Raw genomic sequence first — 24,194 nt, 5'->3', positions numbered from 1 at the left:
GCCGCCCTCGCGGCCGAAGGAACCCGCATGAAACAGTACCTCGATCTCGTTCGCACCATCCTCGACACCGGCACCTGGCAGGAGAACCGCACGGGCATCCGCACCATCAGCATGCCCGGTGCGATGCTGCGTTTCGACCTTCAGCAAGGTTTCCCGGCCGTGACGACCAAGAAGCTCGCGTTCAAGTCCGCGGTCGGCGAGCTGGTCGGTTTTCTGCGGGCATCGCGCAGCGCGGCCGATTTCCGCGCGCTCGGCTGCAAGGTATGGGACGCGAACGCGAACGACAATGCGCAGTGGCTCGCGAACCCGTATCGCCAGGGCGTCGACGATCTGGGCGACGTGTACGGCGTGCAATGGCGCCAGTGGCCCGGTTACAAGGTGCTCGATGCAGGCGCCGACGCGCAGATCGCCGACGCGACGCGCCGCGGTTTCCGGATCGTCACGCGTTTCGACGAGGACAGTGCACCGAAGGTGCTGCTGTACAAGGCGATCGACCAGTTGCGCCAGTGTCTCGACACGATCATGGAAAACCCGTCCGACCGCCGTATTCTGTTTCATGCATGGAATCCGGCGGTGCTCGATCAGATCGCGCTGCCTGCGTGCCATCTGCTGTACCAGTTCCTGCCGAACGTCGCGAAGCGCGAGATTTCGCTGTGCCTGTACATCCGCAGCAATGACGTCGGGCTCGGCACGCCGTTCAACCTGACCGAAGGGGCCGCACTGCTGGCGCTGGTCGGCCGGCTGACGGGCTACACGCCGCGCTGGTTCACGTATTTCATCGGCGACGCGCACATCTACGAGAATCAGCTCGACATGCTGCAACAGCAGCTCACGCGCGAGCCGTACGAGAGCCCGCGGCTCGAGATCGCCGAGCGCGTGCCGGAGTACGCGAAGACGCGTGTGTATGCGCCTGAATGGCTCGAGCAGATCGAACCGTCCGATTTCTCGCTCGTCGGTTATCGGCACCATGAGCCGCTGACCGCGCCGATGGCGGTCTGACAACCCGCCGGCCCGGGCGGCGCGGAACACGCGAGTCCCGCCCGGCATCAGGATGAAGGCCCGACCGGCATCAGCCGGCCGGGCCTTTTTGCTTTGTCGGACGACGGTCACGGACGGCGGTGTTCCTCGTGACCGCCGGCCGGCGGACTGCCGTGGTGCGGTGCTTCGACGTGCGGTGCCGGCTGCGGCCGCGTTTCCATGTGTGGCGCGGGTATCGACGGTCGCGGCTCGATACGCGGTGCCGGCGGCTGCGGTCGTGGCATGGGATGCACGGCGGGCGCAGGCGGGCGGTACTCGTTCACGCGCGGCGGCGCGACTTCGTGGTGCTGTGTCGGTCGCGCAAATTCGGGGCGCGATTGCAGCGCAGGGGCCGCCCGCTCCGGTCGCGGCTGCGAATGCTGGGCTGGCGCCGCGAAATCGGGGCGCGGCCGCGGTTGCGGAATCTGCGCGGTGGTGTCGAGTCGCGGTTGCGGCAACGCGCGCGGCATCTCCTGGCGCATGCCGGGTTGGGTGCCAGGTGTGTTTTCCGGATGCGGCACCGGCGCCGCGCTGCGCACGGGCGGCAGCGCGTTCTGTCCCGCCGCGTGCAACGCGGTCGGCGGCGTCGGGCGCTGACGTTCCATGGCCGTGTGCGGTTGCATCCAGGCGGCCGCATGCGGGGTGCCGCGTTCGTCCGGACCGCTGCCGGCCGTCGGCGGGTGCGGGACGGGGTTGCCGGGCGCGAATGCCGAATGCGGGGTCTCGCGGCCCGGCGGCTGCGATGCGCCGTCGTTTGCAAAGCGTGCTGCATCGGGTGCCGTACCGTTCGCGGGCCGCGCAACGTTCGCCATGACCTTCATCGGCATACCCGGCCGCGCGGCCGGTGCCTGAGCCTGGATGCGGGCCGGCTGGCCTTCGCGCGGCGCGTGAGCCGGCTGCACGACGGGGCCGTGCGGATTCACGAGCTGCACGTTGCGCATCGCCCATGCGCCACCTTTCGGATCGCCCGGCATGTGGACTTGGCGCGCCGTATAGTCGGACGGCACGGTCGTCTTCACGACCGGCGCACCCGCGCCCGGCACGTGCTCGCCATGCCGGGCGAGATGCGCGGCGGCCTGGTCGCGATAGGCCGCCGGGACGGCCGGATTCCGGGTCGCGACGAACGGGTGCTGTCCGATCGCCGCCGGCGGACGGTAGCTGGCGGTGCGCAATGCCCCGGTAAAGCTCTGACGCACCGGCGCGATGCCGGGCGTACCGGGCATCACGTGTGCATTGCGCCATTGCCGCGGATCGACGTGCTGCGAGAAGTGTGCGACAGGCTGGCCGTGCACGAACGCCGACGCCGGCACGGCCGTGATCGCATGCGGCGCGCGGAAGTTCACGTACGTCTTGTTGATGTTGGTGATGTTCGTCACGTTGACGGTCTTGTTCACCGTGACGTTGTTCACCACGATGTTCCGGTTCACGCGATCGTAGTAATGCGGGCTCCAGCCGCCCCAGCCCGGATGCCACGCTTCACCCGGGCCGAGCGCGAACCATGCGCAGCCGGCCGCGGCGACGCCGCCGATCGTCAGCGCGACGCTCCAGTCGGGGCCACCACCACCGCCCACGAACGCGACGAGTGCCGGGGCGTAGACGGGCGGCTGGCTGACGGCCATTGCGCCGGGCACCCACGCCCAACTGTCGTCGACATAGGCCCAGCGTCCGTAGTGATACGGAGCGAAGCCCCACGGGGCGTCGTCGACCCACGTCCAGCCCCACGGCGCCTGCCAGATCCAGTGCCCGTCGTGATAGGGCGCCCAGTCGGCCGGCGTGTCGTTCGGCACCCAGACCGCGCCGTAATTCGGGGTTTCCCGCCATGTGCCGTTCGCGTCGAGATCCTGATAGCCGGGGATGTCGCGCGACACGTAGCGGGCCGACACCGAGCGTTCCTCGGCCGCGTCGCGGCTGGCGGCCCACTGGTCGAGCGGATCGGGGCGGGGCACCGCCGACTGTTGCGCGACCTGCAGGTCGGTGCCGGTGAACACGACCTGCTGCCCGGACGACAGCGGATACCACCCGTTGCTGCCGTAGACGGTCGCCGTGCCGCTGCGCACGGTCACCGTCGTGCTCGTGCCGTTCGGCGCGACGTCGACGCGATAGTCGCCGGGGCCGCCGATGCCGAGCGCGAGGTTGGGCGTGTCGAGTTCATAAGAGGCGCCGGACGGCAACTCGCGCACGTGCGTCGATACCGTGCCGAGGCCGACCTTGAGCTGCGTCGTCGTGTCGTCCAGGTTCAGCACGGACAGGCTCGTCGAGGCGCCAAGCCGCACAGCCGTCGAGCCGATGTGCAGTTCCGAGCGCGCGTCGGCGTCGTTCCACAATTGATCGCCAGTGGTCAGCGGTCGGTTCACGGCGGCGTACGACCACGTATCGGTGCCTGCGGGCTCCGTCGTCACCGCGCCCGACAGGTAGTTGAGTCTGGCGACGCGGCCGGGCGGGTCGCCGCCCGATTGCCGGGGAGCGGCCGCATACGGTGCCGCTGTGGTCGATTGCGCGAATACGGGGGGCACGGTAGCCAGTGCGAGAAATGCGAGCAGGATGCAGCGGGCGGTTCGCTTCAGCTTGAACAGGGAGGCCATGTTGAGCGTCTTGTCGTAGGCGCGGCGCGTCGATTCGTGCCGTCCAGTTCACAATATCCGCTGGGCCTGTTTCAATGCTCGGTGTTTTGTAAGTCGAATGGCTTGCGATGTAACAAAACCTGTCCATCGGGCGCCGTTGTCGTACGGCGCAAGGCGCGTGTCAAACGGACGTAAGCCACTCGTCGAAAATCTGCTGACCGGGCACGGTGACGCGCAGCACGCGCGGTCGCGCGGTGCGCTCGATCCAGCCGTGCGCGCAGAAGCTGTCTAGCAGCGCCGCACCGAGTGCGCCGCCGAGATGTGCGCGGCGCTCGCTCCAGTCGAGACAGCCGCATGCGAAGCGGCGCCGGCGCGCGCGTTGCTGCTCGACGTCGATGCCCCAGCGCGCGAGCGCCTGCGTGCCGAGCTCGGTGGTCGCGATCTCGTCGCCGTTTGCCTGCAGCCAGCCGCGCGCGGTGAGTCCGTCGAAGATCCGGACCGCCAGTTCGCCGGCCATGTGGTCGTAGCAGGTGCGCGCATAGCGCAACTCTGCCGGCACCGTGCGCGATGGCGGCGGTACCGGGCGATGCGGAGCAGCTGCGCGCGCGACGTACGCGAGCGCTTCGAGCGATGCCGCGATGTCGGCCGATGCGAGCCGGTAGTAGCGGTGCCGGCCACGCACGTCGAGCGCGAGCAGGCCGCCGTCGGTCAGGCGGGCGAGGTGCGCGCTCGCGGCGGATGGCGACAGCCCCGCGATCATCGTCAACTCGCCGGCCGGCCGTGCGCTGCCGTCCATCAGCACCCACAGCATCGCGGCGCGCCCCGGATCCGCGATCAGCGCGCCGATGCGGCTCAGGCCCGGAAAGTGGTGGTCGTCTTGATCGGTCATCGTCGTGTCTCGTCTGGCGGGATGACTGCAGTGTAGGCGCTGGACGCATTCGATGTTTCGCGTTCGGGTGAAATGTCGGATGCGGTGGGGCGACACCGGTGCAGCAGCGTCGCGGCGGGCCGGACTGCGGCCGCCGGTCGTGCACGCGTAGAATGGCCGGACACGGCGGCAGTGGGCCGCCGGATGCGACACGATGCAACGATGAAGACGATTTTCTGCCTGTTGGCGGCCGCGCTGGTTTGCGCGGCCTGTGCGCAGGGCGGCGCGGCCGCCGCCGGCGAGCGGGGCGGCAGCCTTGAGATGTACGGGACGATCGATCAGGGAATCACGGTGCGCCGCTGACGCGCGCCGGTTTCCGGCGAGTGTTCCGCGTCAGCGCACGGTTGTGCGTGCGGCGCCCGCGGCGCGGCGCGTATTGCGACGCGTTGCCGCAGTGCAACGTATAATGCGCCGATTGCAGCGCCCCCGCCGCCTGGAGCCAACACGATGTCCCAACCGTCCCCCGTACCGGCCGCCCTCGACCGCACCGAAACCGTATTCCGCTTCCTTGCGGAGCCGTCATCCGTGAATTTCGGCGGCAAGGTGCATGGCGGCGCGCTGATGAAGTGGATCGACGAGGTCGCGTATGCGTGCGCGGCGGTCTGGTCGAGCCGCTATTGCGTGACGGTCAGCGTGGGCAATATCCGCTTCCAGCGTCCGATCCTCGTCGGCAATCTGGTCGAACTGAAGGCGCGTGTTGTCGCGACGGGCCGTACCAGTATGCATATCCACGTGTCCGTGCATGCCGGCGATCCGAAGGGCGGCGTGCTGCGTCAGACGACCGACTGCCTCGTCGTGTTCGTCGCGGTCGACGAGAACGGCAACCCGGTGCCGGTGCCGCCGTTCGTGCCCGAGACCGACGAGCAGAAAGTGCTCGCGAAATATGCGGCCGACGTGCGTGCCGCGCTCGACAAGATTGTCGAGATGAAGCCCGAGGAAGTGGCGAAGGGCACGGTCTGACATCCACGGACGCCGCGCGTTCGCGCCGCGCCCGTCATCGTGTGATTACCGCGATCCGATCATCTGCTCGGGCCGCACCCACGCATCGAATTCCGCCTCGGTCAGGTAACCGAGCGCGAGCGCGGCGGCCTTCAGCGTCGTGCCTTCCTTGTGCGCCTTCTTCGCGATCTGCGCGGCCTTGTCGTAGCCGATGTGCGGGTTGAGCGCCGTCACCAGCATCAACGATTCGTTCAGCAGCAGGTCGATGCGCTCGCGGTTCGGCTCGATGCCCACCGCGCAGTGGTCGTTGAAGCTCTGTGCGCCGTCGGCGAGCAGCCGCACCGATTGCAGCACGTTGTGCGCGATCATCGGCCGGAACACGTTCAGCTCGAAATTGCCGCTTGCGCCGCCGACGTTGACCGCGACGTCGTTGCCGAACACCTGGCAGCACAGCATCGTCACGGCTTCCGATTGCGTCGGATTCACCTTGCCCGGCATGATCGAGCTGCCCGGCTCGTTTTCCGGAATCGACAGTTCGCCAAGCCCGCAGCGCGGCCCGCTCGCGAGCCAGCGGACATCGTTCGCGATCTTCATCAGGCTGGCCGCGACGGTCTTCAGCGCGCCGTGCGCGAACACCAACGCGTCGGCGGCCGCCATCACCTCGAACTTGCTCGGTGCCGTCACGAACGGCAGCTTGGTCAGCCGGCCGATCTCGTCGGCGACGCGCACCGCGAATTCCGGATGCGCGTTCAGCCCGGTGCCGACTGCGGTGCCGCCCAACGCGAGTTCGTACAGGTGCGGCAGCGTCGATTCGAGGTGCCGGATGCCCTGGTCGAGTTGCGCGACGTAGCCGGAGAATTCCTGGCCGAGCGTGAGCGGCGTCGCGTCCTGCAGGTGCGTGCGGCCGATCTTCACGATGTCGGCGAATGCCTTCGACTTCGCATCGAGCGTCGCGCGCAGCGTGCGCAGCGCGGGCAGCAGGTGATTGACGATCGCGTACGCGGCGGCAATGTGCATCGCGGTCGGGAACACGTCGTTCGACGACTGGCCGCGGTTCACGTCGTCGTTCGGGTGCACCTTGCGCGCTTCGCCGCGTTCGCCGCCCATCAGCTCGCTCGCGCGGTTCGCGATCACCTCGTTGAGGTTCATGTTGGTCTGCGTGCCGGAGCCCGTCTGCCATACGGCGAGCGGGAATTCGCGCGGATGCTTGCCCGCGATGATTTCGTCGGCCGTGTCGATGATCGCGTGCGCCTTGTCGTCGGCGAGCACGCCGAGCGACTGGTTTACCGCAGCCGCCGCGCGCTTGACGATCGCGAGCGCGTGGATCAGCTCGGGCGACTGCTTCTCCGTCGAGATCCGGAAATTCTGCAGCGAGCGCTCGGTCTGTGCGCCCCAGAGCCGGTCGGCCGGCACGGCGATCTCGCCGAACGTGTCGCGTTCCATCCGAACTGCTTCGTTCATGATGCACTCCTCTTGGGAAGGGGAAAGGCCGCGCGTCGCGCGGCGTCTGGCGTATCGTGGGGCAGTCGCGTCGCTTGGACGGCGGCGTTCTGGATCTTCAAGGGACAAGCATAGCGCCGGAGGCGATTTTGCGTCGTGTCGCGCTCAGCGTGTCGCTGCGACAAGCGATGCGCTCTTCAGATGGAAGCGCCATGCCATCAGCACGGCGACGCTCGCGAGGCCGGCCGCGAGCCCCCACCACAGGCCGCGGGCGCCGAGGCCCGCGTGGAATGCCAGCCAGTAGCCGGTCGGGAAGCCGATCCCCCAGTAGCCGAAGGTCGCCGCGAGCATCGGGATGCGCGTGTCCTTCAGTCCGCGCAGTGCGCCGGATGCGACGGTCTGCATGCCGTCGACGATCTGGAACACCGCAGCGATGCCGAGCAGCGACGCGGCGAGCGACACCGTGCCGACGTTCGAAGGATCGTCGAGGTGCAGGTACAGGCCGACGATCGCATGCGGTGCGACGATCAGCACGAGACCGGACAGCGACATGAACGCGACGCCGAGGCCGAGCGCGACGAAGCCCGCGTGCCGGGCGGCGACCGGCGCACCGGCGCCGACCCAGTAGCCGACGCGCACGTTGGCGGCCTGGCCGATCGCGAGCGGCACCATGAACGCTACCGATGCGACGTTCAGCGCAATCTGGTGCGCGGCAAGCGAGGTCGCGCCGAGCACGCCGATGGTCAGGCCCGTCGCGAGAAAGAGCGTCGATTCGACCCCGTACGTGATCGCCACCGGCCAGCCGATGCCGATCAGCTCGCCCATCACGGGCAGCTTCGGGCGCGCGGCGGTCACGAAATGGCGGAACCGCTGGCGGCCGTGCAGCAGCCAGATCAGCGCGAGCGCCGTGAGCCAGATCGTGATCGTCGTCGCGACCGCCGAACCGAGGAAGCCCAGCCGCGGCAACCCGAAGGCGCCGTGGATCAGCCCGTAGTTCAGTACGCCGTTGATGCCGACGCCGCCGATCGACACCCACAGCAGGCGCCGCGCGGCGCCGATCGCGGGCAGGAACGCGCGCATCAGCCCGACGCCGATCAGGCTGCCGAGCGCCGCGAAACGCAGGATGCCGGTGTACTCGCCGACGTGATGCGCGAGCAGCGGCGGCTCGTGGAACATCAGCAGGATCGGTTCGGACAGCGACAGCGCGACGATCGCCGGAATCGCGAGCAGCACGGACAGCACGAAGCCGGTCCAGTAGATATGCGGCACCCGGTGTTCGGCCTGCGCGCCGCGCGCATGCGCGACGCTCACGCTCACCGACGACAGTACGCCCTGCAGCACGGTCACGATGACGAAGAAGAAGTTCGCACCGAGGCCGCCGGCCGCGAGCGAATCGGGGCCGAGCGAGCCGAGCAGCACCGTGTCGGTGACGCTCATCGCCATCTGCGAGAGTTGTGCGATCGCAAGCGGAGCGGCGAGGCGCGCGGTATCGGCGGCATGACTGGACAGGGACGGCGGCGCGGCGGCCGTCCGCGTAAGACCGGAATGCGACATGGAATGGGCGCTCGCGCGGGTGCGGACCCGCGCTGTCTGTATTTATTTTGAGAGACAGCTAGCTTACGGCTTTATTGAAACCGTGTCGAACGCGTGCCGATGGCCATGCCGTGGTCAGGGGGAACCGCTATGCGTCGTGGACTGCGATCCGCGTATCGCCGAATAGCACGACCTGACCTGCGCGGATCTTGCAGGTCTTGCGCAGTTCGACCGCGCCGTCGACTTTCACCGCGCCGGACGCGACGAACATCTTCGCGGTGCCGCCGCTATCCGCGAGGCCGGTGATCTTGAGAAGGTTGTGCAGCTCGACGTATTCGCCGGTCAGCGTGAAATCCAGGTTGGGCATGACGAAAGGGGGGCGCAATGCGCGGGAGGAGTCGCCCCGCATCATACGGCACCGCGGGCCGGCACGCGAGCGCGCACGGTCGCGGCCCGCGGTTATTAAGGACTGTGAGCCATTCGTCAGCAAATGAAACGGTGGGTAACAGTCTGAGAGATTCGAGAACCGGCCGTGCCGCCCGCGGGTCTTTCGTCGTACCTGCTGCATGTTGCGGCAGCGGACGCGACGGATCGCATCGATGCGATCCGCGCCAACAACTTCTTGAGGAGGACTGTCATGTCCAAGATTCGTACGATGCTGATCGGTGCCGCGCTGACGGCGTTTGCCACTTCGGCCGCATTCGCGCAGACGGGCGTCGCGACCCAGGGCAGTGCGGGAGCCGGCGTGCAGGCACAGGCGCCGGCCGCAGGTGTCGGCATGCAAGGAGGTGCCGGCGCGAACGCATCGGGCAATGCGGCGGGCGGCGCGACCGACGCGCTCGGTACTGCAGCCGACGGCGCGAAGGATACGGCTGCGTCGTCGGTTCATTCGACCAAGAAGCACGCGAAGCATGCGGCTAAGTCGGCCAAGCACCATGCCGGTATGGCCAAATCGAAGGTGGGCGACGCGGCGGCCGAAGGCGGTGCATCGGCAGGCGTGCAGGGCGGTGCATCGGCCCAGGGCGCCACACAGTAAGCCGTGCCTTGTCGCCGCGCGATGCTCGCCCCGGACGGCGCGTCGCGACGGCGGTGATCCGGCGGCCCGGTTCGCATTGCGCGGCCCGGGCCGTTTTTCATGCGCCGGTGCGGGCCGTCATGGCCGACGCTGTTCCGGCCCCGGTCCGGGCGCACGCCGCGCAGCGGTGGCTGGCGTAAACACGCTGCGCAGCCATCCGGCAAGCCGGGCGAATACGTCGTATGGTTCGTCGACGAAGATCTCGGGCTTCAGGAGCCGCATGTACTCCATGATCTGCTGCGCTTCCTGTTTCTGGAACGAGCCGTGCGAGAGACCGAGCCGCAGCAGCCCGCGCAACTCGCCGAGCTTGTCGCGTGCCGCGCTGCCGACGCTCATCTCGCACGCGAGCTTCGCCTCGTAGATGCGCTGCCGCAGCGACTCCGCGAGCCGCCACGCGGGCGTCTGCATCATCTCCTCGAGTGTCTGGATATCGTGCACCGCGCTCTTGATCTGCGCGGCGAGCGGATCGACGAGCGATACGTCGCTCTGCGCTTCGGCGACGATCGCCTTGGCCCAGTCGCGGCATGCCTTCGCGAGCTCGTCCGGCGTCCACTCGGAGCGCGCCGCGAAACCGAAGCCGAATTCGCCGGCCTGTCGCATCAGGATCGCGACGACGTCCGGGAATTCCTTGTCGAGGGTGCGCTTTGCCCACGCGTACTGGCCGCCCTCGAGCATTCGCTGTACCGCGTGCTCGGTCAGCGGCACCATGTTGTCGAGCAGCTTGGCGCGCAGGAAATCCTCGAACGACGGCGTCGCGAACTGCGGGTCGAGCTTTAGCGATACGCGCACGAACGCATCGTAGTCCTTGCGCAGGGACGCAAGCGTGTCGTCCTTGATGGAAAGGGTGATCTGGCCCATGAATCGTCTCGATGGCGGCCCGCGCGGGTAGGTCGCCGGCATCACGCACCAGGACGGGCGCAGCGTCGACGGACCGGTTCGCGCCGAGGCCGATGGCGGGTCTTCATTCCCTATATCGGCGCGCCGCACGCAAACTTGAGCGCGACCGGCGAAGCGCGCTTACGCCGGCAGCCAGTGCGGCATCACGACTCCTTGCCAGAAGAAGAACACCGCGAGCCCGACCGCGATCGTCAGGAGCGGCCGGCGCGTCGTTGCCGATACGAGCACGGCGGCGAGCGCGCCGACGAGCTGCGGATTGCGCCAGGTCAGTTCGGCCGTGCCGCCGTGCGGCGAGACGACCATCGGCACGATGATCGCGGTCAGCACCGTGACGGGCACGAAGCCGAGTGCGGTCCGCACGAGCGGCGGAAAGGTCAGTCGCTCGCCGAACAGGAACAGCGTCGTCCGGATCGCATAGGTGATGACGGCCATCCCGAGGATCAGCAGCGCGTAGCTCACGATGCGGCCTCCGTGCGCGAACCGGTGCGCGAGCGCGCGTGCAGCAGCGTGAGCGCGACGCCGACCGCGACGCCGGCGGCCACGGCACCGAGCAGCCCGAGCTTGTAAGGCCAGCCCTGCCAGAAGTATGCGAGCGTGCCGGCCGTCGCGGCGGCCGCGAAATAGCGCAGCGTGCCGAGTTGCGGGACGACGATCGCGATGAAGGTCGCCGCCATCGCGAAATCGAGGCCGAGCGACTGGAGGCCCGGGAACGCGGCGCCGAAGCCGATGCCCGCGAGCGTCCAGACCTGCCAGTTCAGGTACATCGCGAGGCCTGAGCCGAAGAAGTAGTACGGGCCGATCGCGCCGGGCGGGAAGTGCCGGTAATGCGCATAGGCGACCGCGAATACCTCGTCGGTCATCAGCGCGCCGAGCATTGCGCGCCAGCGCAGCGGCAGGTGCGCGACGTACGGCGCGAGCGTCGCGCTGTACAGCAGGTGGCGCAGGTTTACGATCAGCGTCGTCGCGAGCACGACGACGAAGCTCGCGCTTCCGGCGATCAGGCCGAGCGCGATGAATTGCGCGGAGCCGGCGAACACGACGAGCGACATCAGCGCGCCGTGCCAGGCGGTGAGCGGGCCGCCGCCGACGAGCGTGCCGAAGATCACGCCGAACGGCGCCGCGCCGATCATCATCGGGATCGTGTCGCGTGCGCCGTCGAGCCATTCGTTCAGCGGACGGCGGGGTGGGGGCGAGGGTACGGGGTTCAATGGGCGCTTCTCCATGAGTCGGAGGATAGCGGGCCGGCGCCGTGGCGGCTTGTATGTTCTTGCGCGCGCCGATGTCGGCGGCGCGACGTGCGGGCACGGTTTCCCGTGCCGGCGCATGCGCGAATTCGTTCGTCAGCGCGCCTGCCAGCGCCCGGGCGGCACGCCGAACATCCGTTTGAAGTGTCGCGTGAAGTGGCTCTGGTCGACGAAGCCGCTTGCCGCCGCGACATCGGCGACGGGTACGCCTGCGCGCAACGGTGCAAGCGCGCGCTGCAACCGCAACTGGTTGCGCCACGCATGCGGCGGCATCCCGGTCGTACGGGTGAACAGGCGTGCTGCATGGAACGACGACAGGCCGACTGCCTGTGCGACATCGTCGAGCGTCACCGTGCACGTGAGATCGGCCGCGAGCCGTTCGCGCATCGCGTCGACGCGCGGTTCGTCTGCCGCGAGCACCGCCGGTTGCAGCCGCGCGTCGGCATGGCGCGCGATCAGTGTCGACAGCGCGTCGAGCAGCGCCGTTTCGGCGGCGAGCGGATCGTACGCGCGCGGCGTGCCGGGTGCGGGATCGTCGGTTGCCACTGGCCCGTGCGCGCCGGATGGCGGCATGGGTTCGCTGCCGGCTTCCATCATCCGGTGCGCGAGCGCGAGGCGCGCCGCGAGATCGGGGTCGCGGATCACGCTGGACGGGAACCAGGGCGCATCCTGCTGGCGACCTGCGATCGCGCTCGCGAGTGCGCGGATATAGTCGACCGGCACGTAGCTGACGCGATAGCACCAGCCCTCGTCGGTCGCGCGCGAGCCCGTGTGCACTTCGCCGGGATTGATCACCGGCACGGTGCCCGTTTCGGCGACATGGCCGCTGCCGCGGCAGGTGTAGCGCTCCGCGCCCTCGAGGATCACCGGAATCGTGTACGCGTCGTGCCAGTGCGGCGCGAACGTATGGTCGCGATAGGTCGCTGTGAGCAGGTCCGCATTCGGCAGCAGCGGCGTGCGCCAGTAGCGTGCGGAATCCGGAAGGCGGGTGGCGGACATGATCGGGCGCGGGAACGGTCGAATCGACAGTGTATCGCTCGCGCGCCTGGCAGGCGCGGGCTTACTTGACCGGGATCGTCGTGCCGGCCGGCATCGGCACTGCGGTGACGGCGTTCTTCGGGCTGCCGCTGACGATGCGGTCGCTGTAGGTCAGGTAGACGAGCGTGTTGCGCTTCTTGTCGACCACGCGCACGACGTGCAGCGTCTTGAAGATGAACGACATGCGCTCGCTGAACACGTCGGTCTGCTGCTTGAGCGGCTCCTTGAAGCTGAGCGGGCCGACCTGCCGGCATGCGATCGACGCTTCGCTTGGATCTTCCGCGACACCGAGCGTGCCCTTGATGCCGCCGGTGCGTGCGCGGGACACGTAGCAGGTCACGCCGCTCACGAGCGGATCGTCGTACGCTTCGACGACCACGCGATCGGAGCCCGTCACGCGGAAATGGGTGTTGACGCTGCCGACTTCCTCCGCGTGCGCGAGCGGGGCGACGGCAAGGGCGGAAAAGAGAAGGGTGAACGGCGTGGCGGAAAGGAGGCTGTGCTTCATCGACGGAACCGGATGCGAATGCGGGACAACGACTCTAGCATGCGCGGCGCTGGCCGACGGGCGCCGAAAAGACAAAAGGCCCGTCGAATGACGGGCCTTTCATTTTCTGGCTCCCCGACCTGGGCTCGAACCAGGGACCTACGGATTAACAGTCCGGCGCTCTACCGACTGAGCTATCGGGGAACAAACAACAACAGCAGAGAAACGAGATTGTATGGAGGGTTCGCTAACCTGTCAACCCTTTTGGGCCGCGGCGTACAAAAAAATTTTCGGCGCCGCTGCGCGATCAGCGCTCGAGCAGGTGCAGCTTCTCTTGCACGTCCTTCCACTCGTCCGCGTCGGCCGGTGCCGGCTTGGTCTTCGTGATCGACGGCCAGCCCTTCGCCAGCTCGGCGTTCAGCTCGGTGAACTGCTGCTGGTCGCCCGGAACGTCTTCTTCGGCATAGATCGCATTGGTCGGGCATTCGGCGACGCACACGGCGCAGTCGATGCACTCGTCCGGATCGATGGCGAGAAAGTTGGGACCTTCACGGAAGCAATCCACCGGGCACACATCCACGCAATCCGTGTATTTGCACTTGATGCAGCCTTCGGTCACAACGTGAGTCATTAAAACGCTCCTGCTTGGCGGTATATATGGGGTGGCGTTTGCGCCAAAAGCGGCATTGTAACTGAAGCGCAAAACCCGCATGACGTGGTCGGCTTTCCGGCTTATATCGTTTCGTGATTAGTTTATGGCGTCGGCGGCGAGCGGCGGCAGGATGTGTCGGCCCGACGGGGCGGCCGGGGTTTCACGATGGTCGGGCACGCATTCGGGTAACATGGCCGACAGACCGGGCGGCGCGCGGTGCGCCGGGGCCCGATCACGATATTTGCGGTACCGCAATCATGATCATCACTTCGCTGCTCGACACGGATCTCTACAAGTTCACGATGATGCAGGTCGTCCTGCATCACTTTCCTGCCGCAAACGTCGAATACCGGTTTCGGTGCCGCACGCCCGGCGTCGATCTCGTGCCGTATATCGACGAGATCCGCGACGAGGTGCGCGGCCTCTGTTCGCTGCGCTTCACCGACGACGAGCTCGACTACCTGCGGCGCATGCGCTTCATCAAAAGTGACTTCGTCGACTTCCTTGCGCTGTTCCATCTGAACGAGAAGTACATCTCGATTACGCCGTCGCCGAAGGGCAACGGCGAGATCGACATCGAGATCGTGGGGCCGTGGCTGCACACGATCCTGTTCGAGATCCCGGTGCTGGCGATCGTCAACGAAGTCTATTTCCGCAACACGCAGCGCGAGCCCGACTATCGCGAAGGCCGCGAGCGACTGCGCGAGAAGGTCAAGCTGCTCGGCGCGAAGCCCGAGTTCGCCGACTGCAAGATCGCCGACTACGGCACGCGCCGGCGCTTCTCGAAGGTGTGGCACGAGGAGGTCGCGCTGACGCTGCGCGACGGGCTCGGGCCGCAATTCGCGGGCACGAGCAACGTGTTCTACGCGATGAAGCACGACCTGACGCCGCTCGGCACGATGGCGCACGAATACCTGCAGGCATGCCAGGCGCTCGGCCCGCGGCTGCGCGATTCGCAGACCTACGGTTTCGAGATGTGGGCGAAGGAATACCGCGGCGACCTCGGGATCGCACTGTCGGACGTCTACGGGATGGATGCGTTCCTGAACGACTTCGACATGTACTTCTGCAAGCTGTTCGATGGTGCGCGTCATGATTCGGGCGATCCGTTCGACTGGGGCGAGCGCATGCTGCATCACTACGAAGCGAACCGCTGCGATCCGCGCACCAAGGTGCTCGTGTTCTCGGACGCGCTCGACATCCCGAAGGTCATGCAGCTGTACGAACGGTTCCGCGGCCGCTGCAAGCTCGCGTTCGGCGTCGGCACCAATCTCACGAACGATCTCGGCTACGTGCCGCTTCAGATCGTGATCAAAATGGTCCGCTGCAACGGACAGCCTGTCGCCAAGCTGTCGGATTCGCCGGGCAAGAGCATGTGCGACGACAAGGCGTATCTCGCCTACCTGCGCCAGGTGTTCGGCATCGCGCAGCCGGCCGACGACGCGTCGAAGTAGGCGTCGGCCGAACGGGCAGGTGCGTGGCGGCGAGGGCCGCCGGTATAATCCGACGGTATCGCACGCCAACGTCACGAGGACCGTTCATGGACACTTCCGCTGCCCGTCGCCAGATCCTCGCGCGCATTCGCGCGGCGCAGGGACGCACGGGCGAACCCGATGCAGCGGAGCGCGAAGGCGTCGCCGACTATCTCGCCCGTCATCCCGAGGGGCCGCGTCCGCCGATGCCGGCCGACCTCGTCGCCGCGTTCGTCGATGAAGCTGCGCGTCTGTCGACGACGGTCGACGAAGTCGCGACGCTGGCCGACGCGCCCGCCGCCGCTGGCCGCTATCTTTCCGCCCACGGCCTGCCGATGCAGGCCGTCGCATGGCGCACGCTGTCCGATCTCGACTGGGCAGGCGCCGGCCTGTCGGTCGAGTGCCGAAAGCCGCGCGACGGCGATCTCGTCGGTCTGACGGGTTGCTTCTGCGCAACCGCCGAAACGGGTTCGCTGGTGCTGCTGTCCGGCCCCGACACCTACGCATCGGCGGGCCTCCTGCCGGAGACGCATATCGCGATCGTGCCGGCGTCGCGGATCGTCGCAGGCCATGAAGACGCATTCGCGCTGATTCGCGCGGAGCGGGGCGAATTGCCGCGCGCGGTCAATTTCGTATCGGGCCCGTCGCGCACCGGCGACATCGAGCAGACCATCGTGCTGGGCGCACACGGCCCGTACCGCGTTCACGCGATTGTCGTGCGGGGCGCATGACGCGTCCGTTGCATCCACAGCCATTCATACGAGGAAGTTCTGCATGAAACGACATGCCGCCTGGGCAGGCATGGCATCGGGAGCCGCGCTTGGCGCCGTTCCCGCGCTCGCATCGGCCGCCACGCTCGACGGTGCCACGTTGTCCGCGCTCTGGGGCATCCCGTTCGCCGGGATCCTGCTGTCCATCGCGGCGTTCCCGCTCGTCGCCCCGGTGTTCTGGCATCACCACTTCGGCAAGATCGCCGCCGCGTGGGCCGTCGCGTTCCTGGTGCCGTTCGCGCTCGCGTTCGGCGCGGACACCGCGTTCGGTACGCTGGTGCATGCGCTGCTCGAGGAGTACATCCCGTTCATCGTGCTGCTGACCGCGCTTTACACGGTGGCCGGCGGCATCTGCGTGAACGGCAACCTGCACGGCACGCCGAAGCTGAACACGGCGATCCTCGCGCTCGGCACGCTGCTCGCGAGCGTGATGGGCACGACGGGCGCCGCGATGCTGCTGATCCGGCCCCTGCTGCGTGCGAACGACAACCGCAAGCATGTCGTGCACGTCGTGCTCTTCTTCATCTTCCTTGTCGCAAATGCGGGCGGCTCCCTGTCGCCGCTAGGCGATCCGCCGCTGTTCCTCGGTTTCCTGAACGGCGTGAGCTTCTTCTGGACGACCACGCATCTTGCGCTGCCGATGCTGTTCATCTGCGCGGTGCTGTTGACGCTGTTCTTTGTGCTCGACACGTACTTCTACCGGAAGGGCGGCGAGGAGCGGCCGGACGAGCTCGACCCGACGCCCGACAGCGTGGGGCTGACGATCGACGGCAAGATCAACTTCGTGCTGCTCGCGGCCGTGATCGGCCTCGTGCTGATGAGCGGGATCTGGAAGCCGGACGTCGCGTTCGACGTGTGGGGCACGCACGTCGCGCTGCAGAACCTCGTGCGCGACGTCGCGCTCGTCATCGTGGCGCTCGCGTCGCTCGCGCTGACGCCGCGTTCGGCGCGCGAGGGCAACGCGTTCAACTGGGCGCCGATCGAAGAGGTCGCGAAGCTGTTCGCGGGGATCTTCGTGACGATCGCGCCCGTGATCGTGATCCTGCGCGCGGGTGCGGACGGCGCGTTCGCGCAGATCGTCCATCTCGTCACGGGCCCCGACGGCAAGCCGATCGACGCGATGTACTTCTGGGCGACGGGCGTGCTGTCGTCGTTCCTCGACAACGCGCCGACCTACCTCGTGTTCTTCAATCTCGCGGGCGGCGACGCGCAGTCGCTGATGACGACTGGCGCGACGACGCTCGCCGCGATTTCCGCTGGGGCCGTATTCATGGGCGCGAACAGCTATATCGGCAATGCGCCGAACTTCATGGTGAAGGCGATCGCGGAATCGCGCGGTGTGAAGATGCCGAGCTTCTTTGCGTATCTCGGCTGGTCGCTGGTCGTACTGATGCCGGTGTTCCTGCTGACGTCGTGGATCTTTTTCGCGGCGTAGGACTGACGATTTTCAACCAAGCGCGGGCGGTCCCGGCGGCACACGGCGTGCCGCGTTCCGGCTGTGGCATGTGGAGATGACGATGCAGAAGATCCTGGTCGCACGTCCGATTTTTCCGGACGTGATCGAGCGGCTCAAGCAGTATTTCGAAGTCGAATGGAATAACGGCGACGCGCTCGCCCCCGATGCGCTCGCCGCGCGTCTTGCCGACAAGGACGGCGCGCTGACGGCCGGCGATCCGGTCGGCGCGGCCGTGCTCGCGGCGGCGCCGCGCTTGCGCGTCGTGTCGAACATGGCAGTCGGCTACAACAACTTCGACATGGCCGCGTTCAACGCGGCGAACGTGCTCGGCACCAACACGCCCGATGTGCTGAACGAGTCGACCGCGGATTTCGGCTGGGCGCTGATGATGGCCGCCGCGCGACGAATCGCCGAATCCGAGCACTGGCTGCGGGCCGGGCACTGGCGGAAGTGGGCGTACGACGGCTTTCTCGGCAGCGACATTTACGGGTCGACGCTGGGCGTCATCGGGATGGGGCGTATCGGCCAGGCGCTCGCGCGCCGTGCGCGCGGTTTCGGGATGCAGGTGATCTATCACAACCGCTCGCGGGTCGCGCCCGACATCGAGACTGAATTGAATGCCGAATACGTGTCGAAGGATGCGCTGCTGTCGCGTGCCGATCACGTCGTGCTGGTGCTGCCGTATACGAAGGAGAACCATCACACGATCGGCGCGGCCGAACTCGCGAAGATGAAGCCCACCGCGACGCTGACCAACATCGCGCGCGGCGGCATCGTCGACGACGCGGCGCTGGCCGCTGCGTTGCGCAACGGGACGATCGCCGCGGCAGGCCTGGACGTGTATGAAGGCGAGCCGAGCGTGCATCCGGCGCTGCTCGATGTGCCGAACGTCGTGCTGACGCCGCACATCGCGAGCGCAACCGAAAAGACGCGCCGCGCGATGGCGAACCTCGCGGCCGACAACCTGATTGCCGCACTGGGCGAAGGGCCGCGCGCGGGCCAGCCGCCGAATCCGATCAACCCGGATGTGATCGGGAAGCCGCGCGCATGACGACGACGTTGTTGCTGGCGGCGATCGTCGTGCTGGCCGTGGCGCTGGCGGTGGCGGTCGTCGTGATCGTGCGCGGGGGCGGAGGTCACGACGATGCAGCCGTGCTCGGCGACCAGATCGAGGACGCCGCGCATGCGCAGGCGCGTGCGGTCGAGCGGCTCGAACGCGAGTTGCGTGGCGAGATCGTCGAGAACGCGCGCGGCTCGCGTACCGAGCTGGCCGGCAATTTCTCGCAGCTTCAGCAGACGCTCGCGACGCAGTTAACGAGCATCGCGACCGTGCAGAACAACCAGATCGAGGGCTTCGCGCAGCAACTCGGCAAGCTCGTCGCCGGCAACGCGCAGCAGTTCGACGCGATGCGCGAAAGCGTGCAGCGCCAGGCGCAGCAGGCGCGCGAAGAGCAGACGGTCGCGCTGCGGCTGTTCGGCGACACGCTGAACCGCCAGCTCACGCAGCTGACCGAAGCAAACGACCGCCGGATCGGCGAAGTGCGCGCGACGCTCGAACAACGGCTGAAGGAAATCGAGACGAACAACGCGGCGAAGCTCGAGGAGATGCGCCGCACCGTCGACGAGAAGCTGCACGCGACGCTCGAACAGCGGCTCGGCGAATCGTTCAAGCTCGTGTCGGACCGGCTCGAGCAGGTGCACCGCGGGCTCGGCGAGATGCAGACGCTGGCGGCCGGCGTCGGCGACCTGAAGAAGGTGCTGACCAACGTGAAGACGCGCGGCACGTGGGGCGAGGTGCAGCTCGAGGCGCTGCTCGAACAGATGCTCACGCCGGACCAGTACGCGAAGAACGTTGCGACGGTGCCCAAGAGCAGCGAGCGTGTCGAGTTCGCGATCCGGCTGCCGGGTCGCGAGGGCGGCACGCGCGACGCGCCGCCGGTGTGGCTGCCGATCGATGCGAAATTTCCGCGCGAGGATTACGAGCGGCTGATCGATGCGCAGGAGCGTGCCGATTCGGCGGCGGTCGAGGAAGCTGCCCGTGCGCTCGAAGCGCGCGTGCGGATGGAGGCGCGTACGATCGCCGAAAAGTACGTCGCGCCGCCGCATACGACCGATTTCGCGCTGCTGTTCCTGCCGACCGAGGGACTCTATGCGGAGATCCTGCGTCGCCCGGGGCTGACGGATCTGCTGCAGCGCGACTATCGCGTGACGGTAGCCGGCCCGACGACATTGACCGCGCTGCTGAACAGTCTGCAGATGGGGTTCCGCACGCTCGCGATCGAGCAGCGCTCGAGTGAAGTGTGGCAGGTGCTCGGCGCGGTGAAGACCGAGTTCGGCAAGTTCGGCGATGTGCTCGCGCGCACGAAGGCGCAGCTCGAAACGGTCACGCGCTCGATCGAGGCGGCCGAGCAGCGCACCCGTGTGATGAACCGCAAGCTGAAGCAGGTCGAGGCGTTGCCCGGCGACACGGCGGCCGGGCTGCTCGGGTCGGAGGGTGCGGACGGCGCCGATGCGGACGACGCATGACGTACGTGGCCAGAAACCGGCTGCAAAAGAAAACGGGCGCCGTGGCGCCCGTTTTCTTTTGCAGCGGCGCCCGGCATGGCCGGGCCGCGCTCAGTTACCGGCGAGCGTGTCCAGTGCGTCGCCCGTCACGCGCACGATGCGCCATTCCGGCAGCACGGTCGCGCCCATCTTCTCGTAGAAGTCGATCGCCGGCTGGTTCCAGTCGAGCACCGACCATTCAAAGCGACCGCAGCGACGCTCGACGGCCAGCGCCGCGAGGTGCCGCAGCATCGCGGTGCCGAGACCCGTGCCGCGCTGCGACGGCTGCACGTACAGATCCTCGAGATAGAGGCCGCGACGGCCGAGGAACGTCGAATAGTTGTGGAAGAACAGCGCATACGCGACGATCGCGCCGTCGCGCTCGGCCACGAGCGCCTCGGCAGCGGGCCGTTCGCCGAATAGCGCGTCGGCCAGGTCGGCGTCGGTCGCGACGAACAGGTGTGCAAGTTTCTCGAAGTCGGCCAGTTCGCGCATCAGCGCGAGGATTGCGCCGACATCACGGGCGTCGGCCGCCCGGATCAGCGGCGTGCCGCTCATGCTTCCTCCGGCGGATCGGACAGCACGATCTCGATGCCGCCGAAGCGCGATGCGACCCAGTTGTACGCGTGGCATGCGATCCACAGCAGCACGAAGCCGAGGATCGCGTTCAGCAGCAGCGCGCTCAGGATCGTGCTCAGCTCGACCATCCCGTAGCGGATGTATGCGACCAGAATGCCGAGCAGCACGATCGGCACGCTGAACGTCAGGTAGACGAGGATCAGCGCCTTCGCGGTCTGCCCCGCGGCGATCGACGAGATTTGTTTTTTCATGTGCGGATTGCCCCCGTAGAGATATACCGATTGGAATTCAGATCAGGCCGTCGAGCGGCAGGATGTCGACCGGGGCGCCCGCGTCGACCGCCGCGGTATCGTGGCCCAGGACGATGAAACAGTTGGCGGCCGCGAGGCCGCTCAGCGATGCCGAGCTCTGCGAGCCGGTCGGCACGACGTGCCACTGGCCGTCGGCGGCGCGCGTCGCGATGGCCCGTAGGTACTCAGTGCGGCCCGGGCGCTTTTTCAGTGCCTGCATGCTGAGTGCCGTGTACATCGCCGTCGGCGGCGCGTGCGCACCGGCCAGCATCAGCAGCGCGGGGCGCACGATGGCGTAGAACGTCACGGCGGATGCGACCGGATTGCCGGGCAGCCCGAAGAACAGCACGTGGCCGGCGCCATCGGCGGCGCGCGCGAGCGTGCCGCACGCGAGTGGACGGCCGGGCCGCAGAGCAAGGCTCGCGAACGTGACGTCGCCGAGGCGCGCCATCACGTCGCGCGTGAAGTCGGCTTCGCCGACCGACACGCCGCCCGACGTGATCACCGCGTCGGCCTGTGCGGCGACCGCGTCGCTCAACGCGCGTTCGAGCGCGGCCGGATCGTCGCGGACGATCCCGAGATCGACGGCGTCGATGTGCAGCCGCTCGAGCATCGCGACCAGCATTCCGCGATTGCTGTCGTACAGTGTGCCGCGGCCGAGCGGTTCGCCGGGTTCGCGCAGTTCGTCGCCGGTCGAGAACACGGCGACGCGCACGCGGCGGCGCACCGTGACTTCGGTCAGGCCGAACGATGCGAGCAGGCCGAGATCGGACGGACGCAGGATGCGGCCGGCGGCGAGCGCGCACGCGCCGCGCGCGAGGTCCTCGCCGGCCTTGCGGCAGTTTGCGCCGCGTGCGGCGTCGTGCGCGGCGAAGCGGATGACGTCACCGTCGATCCGAACGCGTTCCTGCGGAATGACCGTGTCGCATCCGGCCGGCATCGGCGCGCCGGTCATGATGCGGATGCATGCGCCGGCTGCCACGGCGCCGTCGAACGGATGGCCGGCGAACGCGGTACCGGCGATCGTCAGCGTGACGTCGCCGGGCGATGCGGGCGCGCTTGCGCTGCCGTCGAACGCATAGCCGTCCATCGCCGAGTTGTCGTACGCGGGAATGTCGAACGGCGCATTCACGTCGGCCGCGAGCACGCGGTCGAGCGCGTCGTGCAGCGATACCGTGTCGCAAGCATCGACCGGCACCGCGAAACGGCACGCGAGTGCCTGCGCGTCGGCGAGCGACAGCGGGGCAGCGGAATCGGGTGCGGTTCGGGAAACGGGCGGGGGTTGCTTGATCATCAGTCGGACTGCGCCGCAAGGCGTATCGGGTTCGTGGCCGGTGGCGCGAAGAGGGCGCCTGAGCGCGCAGGCGCATGCGGCGGGCGGGAACGATGCCGGTGCCGTCAGCGGCGGGCGAGCGCGGCGAGTTCCTGCCAGGAGTTGGCATTGTAAAACGCACGCTCGTCGCGAAACTCGACTTCGACCGTCTTGTGGCGTGCGTACCACGCACGCACCTTGCGCTCGCCGGTCGCGAGCCCGACGGCGAGATCGTCGGCGAGCGACGTGCGCAGCAGTGCGAAGGTCGGTTGCGGCGAGCGCGCTTGCAGCGCGTCGACGGTCACTGCCATTGCGATGTCGGCTTGTTGCGCGTCGAGCGCCGCGCGCAACTGCGCGACGAGGTCGGTTGGCAAATACGGCGTATCGCAGGGCGAGCACGCCACGAGCGGCGTGCGTGCCGCCCGCATGCCGGCAAGCAGGCCCGCGAGCGGGCCGGGGAAATCGGGTGTTTCGTCGGGCACGATGCGCGCGTCGAACGGTGCGCCGAGCTCGGCGTAGCGATCGGCATTGCGATTGGTGCTGATCAGCGTCTCGTCGACCTGCGGCGACAGCCGGCGCAGCACGTGCAGCGCGAGCGGCGTACCGTCGAGCAACTGCAGGCCCTTGTCGGCGCCGTCCATGCGCGTCGCCCGCCCGCCCGCGAGCAGCAGGCCGGTGATGGAGGGCGCGTCGGAAGCGGGCATCGTCGGGAAAATCGGGGCGGGCGGCGCGGTCAGCCGCCGATGTAGGACATTTCGACACGCTTGCCGTCGCCGTGGGGGGCGACGTCGCCGGCCGCGCTGCCGCGCAACTGCGAATAGCGGTCGGTGCGGGCCTGCCAGATCCGGGCAATCGCGGTCGCGATCTCGGCGTCGCTTGCACCGCCGCGCACCAGCGCGCGCAGATCGTGGCCTCCCGACGCGAACAGGCACAGGTACAGCTTGCCTTCGGTCGACAGTCGCGCGCGCGTGCAGTCGCCGCAGAATGCCTGCGTGACGCTCGAGATCACGCCGATCTCGCCGCCGCCGTCCGCGTAGCCCCAGCGCTGCGCGGTTTCGGCCGCCGTGTGCGGCTCGAGCGGCACCAGCGGGAATCGTTCGGCGATCCGCGCGATGACGTCCGCGGACGGCAGCACTTCGGTCATGTTCCAGCCGTTCGACGTGCCGACATCCATGTATTCGATGAAGCGCAGGATCACGCCGGTGCCGCGGAAGCGCTCGGCCATCGGCAGGATCTCGTCGTCGTTGGTGCCGCGCTTCACGACCATGTTGACCTTCACCGGTGCGAGGCCCGCGGCCTGCGCGGCGAAGATGCCGTCGAGGACGTCGGCGCTCGCGAAGTCGGCGTCGTTCATGCGTTTGAACAGCGTGTCGTCGAGCGCATCGAGGCTGACCGTCACCCGTGTGAGCCCGGCGTCCTTCAGCGCGCGCGCCTTGCGGGCGAGCAGCGAGCCGTTGGTCGTCAGCGTCAGGTCGAGCGGGCGACCTTCGTGGGTCGTCAGGCGCGCGAGGCGCTCGATCAGGAATTCGAGGTTCTTGCGCAGCAGCGGTTCGCCGCCCGTGATACGGATCTTCTCGACGCCGTGTGCGACGAAGAGCCGCGCCACGCGCTCGATTTCTTCGTGCGTGAGCAGCGCGCTGTGCGGCAGGAACGGGTAGTCCTTGTCGAATACGTCGCGCGGCATGCAGTACACGCAGCGGAAGTTGCAGCGGTCCGTCACCGAAATGCGCAGATCGCGCAGCGGCCTGGCGAACGTGTCGGCCAGGGCGCCGTCAGGGGTATGCGCGACGCCGGAGATATCCGGCATCCCGCTGACGTCGGCGAGGGGAATGATGCGTCGGGACATGTTGAAAGAAGTGCGAGCCAGACCTCTATTTTAGCCGCAAGCGGCTGGCCGGGCCGGTGGGCGGAAACCCGCAGCGCGGAAATGAAAAAGCCCGCCGGAGGCGGGCTCTTTCTG

At 67.9% G+C, this 24,194-nt stretch carries 25 protein-coding genes and 1 tRNA gene; 9 read left to right on the top strand and 17 right to left on the bottom strand.

Annotated features, from left to right (window positions below; genetic code table 11):
- Positions 1-27: 27 nt before the first annotated feature.
- A complete protein-coding gene (locus DIE13_RS22310; protein WP_124829316.1) occupies positions 28-999 on the top strand; it encodes a thymidylate synthase in 972 nt (323 codons plus the stop codon).
- A gap of 107 nt (positions 1,000-1,106) precedes the next feature.
- Here DIE13_RS22310 and DIE13_RS22305 read toward each other — a convergent pair whose 3' ends face one another.
- Positions 1,107-3,599, bottom strand: coding sequence for a DUF6600 domain-containing protein (locus DIE13_RS22305; protein ID WP_124829315.1), 2,493 nt, complete (start codon positions 3,597-3,599; stop codon positions 1,107-1,109).
- 160 nt (positions 3,600-3,759) lie between these two features.
- Positions 3,760-4,467, bottom strand: coding sequence for a helix-turn-helix transcriptional regulator (locus DIE13_RS22300; protein ID WP_124829314.1), 708 nt, complete (start codon positions 4,465-4,467; stop codon positions 3,760-3,762).
- A gap of 201 nt (positions 4,468-4,668) precedes the next feature.
- On the opposite strand from DIE13_RS22300, the gene DIE13_RS32970 reads away from it, so the two are divergent.
- Together DIE13_RS32970 and DIE13_RS22290 are read left to right on the top strand one after the other, a co-directional pair.
- Positions 4,669-4,809 (top strand): hypothetical protein, encoded by a 141-nt coding sequence (locus DIE13_RS32970; RefSeq protein ID WP_175751069.1) that lies wholly within the window; start codon positions 4,669-4,671, stop codon positions 4,807-4,809.
- Positions 4,810-4,953: 144 nt separating this feature from the next.
- The gene (locus tag DIE13_RS22290; protein ID WP_014897688.1) at positions 4,954-5,466 is read left to right on the top strand and encodes an acyl-CoA thioesterase; all 513 of its coding nucleotides are present in this window, start codon (positions 4,954-4,956) and stop codon (positions 5,464-5,466) included.
- Between the two features lie 45 nt (positions 5,467-5,511).
- Here DIE13_RS22290 and fumC read toward each other — a convergent pair whose 3' ends face one another.
- The 3 genes from fumC to DIE13_RS22275 all read right to left on the bottom strand — a co-directional run bounded on the left by fumC (position 5,512) and on the right by DIE13_RS22275 (position 8,785).
- Complete coding sequence (gene fumC, locus DIE13_RS22285; RefSeq protein WP_124829313.1) at positions 5,512-6,906, bottom strand: class II fumarate hydratase; 1,395 nt, start codon at positions 6,904-6,906, stop codon at positions 5,512-5,514.
- Positions 6,907-7,050: 144 nt separating this feature from the next.
- Positions 7,051-8,439 (bottom strand): multidrug efflux MATE transporter NorM, encoded by a 1,389-nt coding sequence (gene norM / locus DIE13_RS22280; RefSeq protein WP_124829312.1) that lies wholly within the window; start codon positions 8,437-8,439, stop codon positions 7,051-7,053.
- A gap of 127 nt (positions 8,440-8,566) precedes the next feature.
- Positions 8,567-8,785 carry an RNA-binding S4 domain-containing protein gene (locus tag DIE13_RS22275; RefSeq protein WP_014897685.1) on the bottom strand — a complete coding sequence of 73 codons (219 nt, stop codon included), beginning with the start codon at positions 8,783-8,785 and terminating at the stop codon, positions 8,567-8,569.
- 270 nt (positions 8,786-9,055) lie between these two features.
- Between DIE13_RS22275 and DIE13_RS22270 the strand changes: the two genes are divergently transcribed.
- A complete protein-coding gene (locus tag DIE13_RS22270) occupies positions 9,056-9,454 on the top strand; it encodes a hypothetical protein (RefSeq protein ID WP_124829311.1) in 399 nt (132 codons plus the stop codon).
- A 117-nt stretch (positions 9,455-9,571) separates the two neighbouring features.
- Here DIE13_RS22270 and DIE13_RS22265 read toward each other — a convergent pair whose 3' ends face one another.
- The 7 genes from DIE13_RS22265 to fdxA form a co-directional block, all read right to left on the bottom strand.
- Positions 9,572-10,351, bottom strand: coding sequence for a DUF4088 family protein (locus DIE13_RS22265; protein ID WP_124829310.1), 780 nt, complete (start codon positions 10,349-10,351; stop codon positions 9,572-9,574).
- 159 nt (positions 10,352-10,510) lie between these two features.
- Entirely contained in the window at positions 10,511-10,849 is a 339-nt protein-coding gene (locus DIE13_RS22260; RefSeq protein ID WP_124829309.1) for an AzlD domain-containing protein, read from the bottom strand.
- Complete coding sequence (locus tag DIE13_RS22255) at positions 10,846-11,613, bottom strand: AzlC family ABC transporter permease (RefSeq protein ID WP_124829308.1); 768 nt, start codon at positions 11,611-11,613, stop codon at positions 10,846-10,848. The genes DIE13_RS22260 and DIE13_RS22255 overlap by 4 nt, the downstream gene beginning before the upstream one ends.
- A gap of 117 nt (positions 11,614-11,730) precedes the next feature.
- Positions 11,731-12,633, bottom strand: a complete 903-nt coding sequence (locus DIE13_RS22250) for an AraC family transcriptional regulator (protein ID WP_124829307.1) — start codon at positions 12,631-12,633, stop codon at positions 11,731-11,733.
- 61 nt (positions 12,634-12,694) lie between these two features.
- Positions 12,695-13,180 carry a CreA family protein gene (locus tag DIE13_RS22245; RefSeq protein ID WP_124829306.1) on the bottom strand — a complete coding sequence of 162 codons (486 nt, stop codon included), beginning with the start codon at positions 13,178-13,180 and terminating at the stop codon, positions 12,695-12,697.
- A 107-nt stretch (positions 13,181-13,287) separates the two neighbouring features.
- Positions 13,288-13,363, bottom strand: a tRNA-Asn gene (locus DIE13_RS22240).
- A gap of 103 nt (positions 13,364-13,466) precedes the next feature.
- A complete protein-coding gene (gene fdxA, locus DIE13_RS22235) occupies positions 13,467-13,790 on the bottom strand; it encodes a ferredoxin FdxA (RefSeq protein WP_059235411.1) in 324 nt (107 codons plus the stop codon).
- 278 nt (positions 13,791-14,068) lie between these two features.
- Between fdxA and pncB the strand changes: the two genes are divergently transcribed.
- From pncB to DIE13_RS22205, 5 genes are all read left to right on the top strand, one after another.
- Positions 14,069-15,265 carry a nicotinate phosphoribosyltransferase gene (gene pncB, locus DIE13_RS22225; protein ID WP_124829305.1) on the top strand — a complete coding sequence of 399 codons (1,197 nt, stop codon included), beginning with the start codon at positions 14,069-14,071 and terminating at the stop codon, positions 15,263-15,265.
- Between the two features lie 86 nt (positions 15,266-15,351).
- Positions 15,352-16,014 (top strand): lactate utilization protein C, encoded by a 663-nt coding sequence (locus DIE13_RS22220; protein WP_124829304.1) that lies wholly within the window; start codon positions 15,352-15,354, stop codon positions 16,012-16,014.
- A gap of 43 nt (positions 16,015-16,057) precedes the next feature.
- Complete coding sequence (locus DIE13_RS22215; RefSeq protein WP_124829303.1) at positions 16,058-17,488, top strand: sodium:proton antiporter; 1,431 nt, start codon at positions 16,058-16,060, stop codon at positions 17,486-17,488.
- 82 nt (positions 17,489-17,570) lie between these two features.
- Positions 17,571-18,560: a D-glycerate dehydrogenase gene (locus DIE13_RS22210; protein ID WP_124829302.1), complete on the top strand. Its 990-nt coding sequence runs from the start codon at positions 17,571-17,573 to the stop codon at positions 18,558-18,560.
- Positions 18,557-20,035 carry a DNA recombination protein RmuC gene (locus tag DIE13_RS22205; RefSeq protein WP_124829301.1) on the top strand — a complete coding sequence of 493 codons (1,479 nt, stop codon included), beginning with the start codon at positions 18,557-18,559 and terminating at the stop codon, positions 20,033-20,035. The genes DIE13_RS22210 and DIE13_RS22205 overlap by 4 nt, the downstream gene beginning before the upstream one ends.
- 90 nt (positions 20,036-20,125) lie before the next feature.
- Here DIE13_RS22205 and DIE13_RS22200 read toward each other — a convergent pair whose 3' ends face one another.
- The 5 genes from DIE13_RS22200 to moaA form a co-directional block, all read right to left on the bottom strand.
- Complete coding sequence (locus DIE13_RS22200; protein WP_124829300.1) at positions 20,126-20,611, bottom strand: GNAT family N-acetyltransferase; 486 nt, start codon at positions 20,609-20,611, stop codon at positions 20,126-20,128.
- Complete coding sequence (locus DIE13_RS22195; RefSeq protein WP_006476519.1) at positions 20,608-20,883, bottom strand: hypothetical protein; 276 nt, start codon at positions 20,881-20,883, stop codon at positions 20,608-20,610. The genes DIE13_RS22200 and DIE13_RS22195 overlap by 4 nt, the downstream gene beginning before the upstream one ends.
- A 37-nt stretch (positions 20,884-20,920) precedes the next feature.
- On the bottom strand, positions 20,921-22,216 hold the full coding sequence (gene glp, locus DIE13_RS22190) for a gephyrin-like molybdotransferase Glp (protein ID WP_124829299.1): 1,296 nt from the start codon (positions 22,214-22,216) through the stop codon (positions 20,921-20,923).
- 104 nt (positions 22,217-22,320) lie between these two features.
- A complete protein-coding gene (gene mobA / locus DIE13_RS22185; protein WP_124829298.1) occupies positions 22,321-22,938 on the bottom strand; it encodes a molybdenum cofactor guanylyltransferase MobA in 618 nt (205 codons plus the stop codon).
- Between the two features lie 29 nt (positions 22,939-22,967).
- Positions 22,968-24,080 carry a GTP 3',8-cyclase MoaA gene (moaA, locus tag DIE13_RS22180; RefSeq protein WP_124829296.1) on the bottom strand — a complete coding sequence of 371 codons (1,113 nt, stop codon included), beginning with the start codon at positions 24,078-24,080 and terminating at the stop codon, positions 22,968-22,970.
- Positions 24,081-24,194 lie beyond the last annotated feature (114 nt).

Source organism: Burkholderia sp. Bp9016 (genome assembly GCF_003857765.1).
Taxonomy (GTDB): Bacteria; Pseudomonadota; Gammaproteobacteria; order Burkholderiales; family Burkholderiaceae; genus Burkholderia.
Note: the sequence above shows the minus strand (reverse complement) of the source record. Positions and strands in the feature narration are given on the sequence as shown.

Coding starts and splice junctions, on each gene's coding strand:
- DIE13_RS22310 (WP_124829316.1), top strand. CDS start 28: ATGAAACAGTACCTCGATCTCGTTCGCACCATCCTCGACACCGGCACC.
- DIE13_RS22305 (WP_124829315.1), bottom strand. CDS start 3,599: ATGGCCTCCCTGTTCAAGCTGAAGCGAACCGCCCGCTGCATCCTGCTC.
- DIE13_RS22300 (WP_124829314.1), bottom strand. CDS start 4,467: ATGACCGATCAAGACGACCACCACTTTCCGGGCCTGAGCCGCATCGGC.
- DIE13_RS32970 (WP_175751069.1), top strand. CDS start 4,669: ATGAAGACGATTTTCTGCCTGTTGGCGGCCGCGCTGGTTTGCGCGGCC.
- DIE13_RS22290 (WP_014897688.1), top strand. CDS start 4,954: ATGTCCCAACCGTCCCCCGTACCGGCCGCCCTCGACCGCACCGAAACC.
- fumC (WP_124829313.1), bottom strand. CDS start 6,906: ATGAACGAAGCAGTTCGGATGGAACGCGACACGTTCGGCGAGATCGCC.
- norM (WP_124829312.1), bottom strand. CDS start 8,439: ATGTCGCATTCCGGTCTTACGCGGACGGCCGCCGCGCCGCCGTCCCTG.
- DIE13_RS22275 (WP_014897685.1), bottom strand. CDS start 8,785: ATGCCCAACCTGGATTTCACGCTGACCGGCGAATACGTCGAGCTGCAC.
- DIE13_RS22270 (WP_124829311.1), top strand. CDS start 9,056: ATGTCCAAGATTCGTACGATGCTGATCGGTGCCGCGCTGACGGCGTTT.
- DIE13_RS22265 (WP_124829310.1), bottom strand. CDS start 10,351: ATGGGCCAGATCACCCTTTCCATCAAGGACGACACGCTTGCGTCCCTG.
- DIE13_RS22255 (WP_124829308.1), bottom strand. CDS start 11,613: ATGGAGAAGCGCCCATTGAACCCCGTACCCTCGCCCCCACCCCGCCGT.
- DIE13_RS22250 (WP_124829307.1), bottom strand. CDS start 12,633: ATGTCCGCCACCCGCCTTCCGGATTCCGCACGCTACTGGCGCACGCCG.
- DIE13_RS22245 (WP_124829306.1), bottom strand. CDS start 13,180: ATGAAGCACAGCCTCCTTTCCGCCACGCCGTTCACCCTTCTCTTTTCC.
- fdxA (WP_059235411.1), bottom strand. CDS start 13,790: ATGACTCACGTTGTGACCGAAGGCTGCATCAAGTGCAAATACACGGAT.
- pncB (WP_124829305.1), top strand. CDS start 14,069: ATGATCATCACTTCGCTGCTCGACACGGATCTCTACAAGTTCACGATG.
- DIE13_RS22220 (WP_124829304.1), top strand. CDS start 15,352: ATGGACACTTCCGCTGCCCGTCGCCAGATCCTCGCGCGCATTCGCGCG.
- DIE13_RS22215 (WP_124829303.1), top strand. CDS start 16,058: ATGAAACGACATGCCGCCTGGGCAGGCATGGCATCGGGAGCCGCGCTT.
- DIE13_RS22210 (WP_124829302.1), top strand. CDS start 17,571: ATGCAGAAGATCCTGGTCGCACGTCCGATTTTTCCGGACGTGATCGAG.
- DIE13_RS22205 (WP_124829301.1), top strand. CDS start 18,557: ATGACGACGACGTTGTTGCTGGCGGCGATCGTCGTGCTGGCCGTGGCG.
- DIE13_RS22200 (WP_124829300.1), bottom strand. CDS start 20,611: ATGAGCGGCACGCCGCTGATCCGGGCGGCCGACGCCCGTGATGTCGGC.
- DIE13_RS22195 (WP_006476519.1), bottom strand. CDS start 20,883: ATGAAAAAACAAATCTCGTCGATCGCCGCGGGGCAGACCGCGAAGGCG.
- glp (WP_124829299.1), bottom strand. CDS start 22,216: ATGATCAAGCAACCCCCGCCCGTTTCCCGAACCGCACCCGATTCCGCT.
- mobA (WP_124829298.1), bottom strand. CDS start 22,938: ATGCCCGCTTCCGACGCGCCCTCCATCACCGGCCTGCTGCTCGCGGGC.
- moaA (WP_124829296.1), bottom strand. CDS start 24,080: ATGTCCCGACGCATCATTCCCCTCGCCGACGTCAGCGGGATGCCGGAT.